Annotated in this window: 2 protein-coding genes and 1 pseudogene; 2 read left to right on the forward strand and 1 reads right to left on the reverse strand. The window is 46.9% G+C overall.

The features are described from left to right. Together C7B65_RS28210 and C7B65_RS26720 are read left to right on the forward strand one after the other, a co-directional pair. Positions 1-266: pseudogene (locus C7B65_RS28210) on the forward strand (hypothetical protein); the annotation flags it as partial. A 39-nt stretch (positions 267-305) separates the two neighbouring features. Next, complete coding sequence (locus tag C7B65_RS26720; protein WP_073075112.1) at positions 306-1,394, forward strand: glycosyl transferase; 1,089 nt, start codon at positions 306-308, stop codon at positions 1,392-1,394. Positions 1,395-1,501: 107 nt separating this feature from the next. Here C7B65_RS26720 and C7B65_RS26725 read toward each other — a convergent pair whose 3' ends face one another. Continuing rightward, entirely contained in the window at positions 1,502-1,873 is a 372-nt protein-coding gene (locus C7B65_RS26725; RefSeq protein ID WP_073075111.1) for a hypothetical protein, read from the reverse strand. Positions 1,874-2,702 lie beyond the last annotated feature (829 nt).

A 2,702-nucleotide genomic window follows, 5' to 3' on the forward strand; every position in this document is an offset into this window, starting at 1 on the left:
GTTTGCATCGCTTTGGTCAATCCACCTTGCTGGGACTCTACCGCTGGCTCGTGTTGTCTCTGGTCGCCTTTGTACTAGCACACTGGACACATTGTTGGGCAAAACCTCAGCGCCTAGATTGGAAAGCCGCAAGGGAACTTGCCCAAGTCATTCTCTTGCCGCAGGTTGTTTGGAAAGACCTCCTACATCAGATTAGGAGTCACTGGGACATTGCGATGCAGCATGGCTTTGAAATCATTCTCAAGCCCATCCGCTGGGACTATTGAGAATAGTGCAAGATCTGAGTTAACCCTTTACCCTTTGCTATGCCTCAACCTATTCTTTATATCGCGATCACTAATCATGGGTTCGGTCATGCAACCCGTGCCGCTTCCGTTGCCGCTAAAATTCAAGAACTCTGTCCCGAAATTCTGCTGATTTTGGCAACGACTGCACCCCGATCGCTGCTAGAAGCTTACATTCCCGGTGATTTTATTCACCGTCCTCGCGGGTTTGATGTCGGCGTTGTGCAGTCTGATAGCCTGACGATGGACAAAGCCGCGACGCTGGAGAAATTGAAAGAAATTAAAGCAAATCAACGATCGCTGATTGCCTCTGAGGTCAACTTCATCAAACAAAATCGTGTCGGATTAGTTCTAGCAGACATTCCACCGTTAGCGGCTCCGATCGCCAAAGCCGCAGGCATTCCGGGTTGGATGATGGGCAACTTTGGCTGGGATTTCATCTATCGAGCCTGGGGCGGCGAATTTATTGAAATGGCAGACTGGATTGGCGAGTGTTTTAGTCAATGCGATCGCTTGTTTCGTTTACCTTTTCACGAGCCGATGGGGGCATTTCCGACGATCGTAGATACCGGGTTAACGGGGGTAAATCCTCGCTTTGATTTGGCGGAACTGAAGGCAAAATTTAACCTGACTGAAACGCCCAAAGAAAAAATTGCGCTGATGACCTTTGGCGGATTGGGACTCGATCGTATCCCCTACGAAAACGTGCAGCAGTTTCCCGACTGGACATTTATTTGCTTTGATTTGAGTGCGCCTGAGTTGCCTAATCTGTTGCGAATTGACGATCGCTTCTACCGTCCCGTAGACTTTATGCCGCTGTGCGGTCGCCTGATCTCAAAGCCCGGATACAGCACTTTTTCTGAAGCGTGTCGGCTCGATTTACCGATCGTTTCACTGACCCGCGAAGGCTTTGCCGAGGCTCCCGTTTTGCTCGAAGGCATCCAAAACTACGCCTATCACCAAATTCTTGCGCCTGCGGAGTTCTTTCAGGGAGATTGGGAATTTTTACGGCAACCGCTGCATGCACCTCGTCAGTCTTCGTCACTCCCTAAAGATGGTAATCAAACAATCGCTCAAGCCGCGATCGATTATTTGATACCAAACCATTAACAATTGAATAAACCCGAAGATTGCGTAGGGTGGGTTGAGCCACACGAAACGCATCGTTATTTAAAATTGACGCATTTCGCGATCGCTCAACACAACCTACAAACGTTCTACAGTTGAATGATGGTTTTGTTGTGCAACTCCTCCACTTGAATCAGTGAACCATTCCCCAAGACGATGTTGAACTTCGCTAGCGATCGTTCAAGTTGATAGCCGGGCAACACTCGGACGATTTGATATTCAGTCGTCAAATCACTTGTGCCATCCCATTTCGGAAATGCCAGTTGATTGGATGCAATCTCACTCAACTGTGAAACAAACTCTTCAATGCGATCGCTAACATTCACGAGAATGCCAGACGAAAGGAAGATATAACGCCCTTGTAAATCCAAAGTAACACTGACTCGATAACGTCTTTCAGTTGAGCAGCGTAACTCAACGGTGAACGAAATCGAGCTAGGAATCACAGTCCTAACTCCCATATTATTTTGTCCTCATCCGTTAGTTTAGAGAGGACAAGAATGCTGATTTCTCAGACATTCCACCGGGATTAAAAACGGTTGCAGGATCTTGATTCCAGCCTTTCAAGATCCCATAGCAAAGCCGACGGTGTACAATCATGAACGCCTCCTGAGTTAACGCAAGTAACTAGGGATGGAAGTCCTCGGAGTCTGATCTGCGAAATCAGGCTTCGGGGCACAACTTCATCACTGCGATGTATTCTACAGGAGTTTTTTGTTTTTTGGAATGCTTAATTTTTTAGGAGGAGCGATCGGTTCTTTGAGGAAGTGCGGGGCGATTAACCTTTCGGGGAACTGCGAAGCGATCGTTTCTCTAGGATCTCTGATGAAAAGTGAGGGGAGATATACGGAAAGTTTCGGGGTGTCTGCCCAAATCAGGGAGATATACGGAAAGTTTCCGCATAATCAATAGTTAAATTGCAGTAAAAACTACACTTGTACTATCTGCTACAATTACTCTAACTGCAATTTAACTACTCATTGCAGCCGATGCAACAAATAAGTCACTCGCAAGATTTTGACACACTCAAGCACGGCTGAATTCGCTTCAATTAGACCGCGAGGTTATCCGTGAAGTCATCTATGTCGATGCAACTAGAAGGTTGATGGTGGGGCGCGATCGCCAAGTGGGCAAAAGTTTAGTGAAGTCCGTGAATTTGCGGTAGTTTTTCCCGTTAGTCACCAACCAGCCTCGTAATCTTCTATAAATTAAATAACTTGAGTGTTGTGATGTCATGAGAGAAAAATAAGACCCGCGACTCGCGGACTACGGATGCGAGAACTGTTTTTG

It is taken from the genome of Phormidesmis priestleyi ULC007 (assembly GCF_003003695.1).
GTDB classification, from domain to species: Bacteria; Cyanobacteriota; Cyanobacteriia; order Leptolyngbyales; family Leptolyngbyaceae; genus Phormidesmis_A; species Phormidesmis_A priestleyi_A.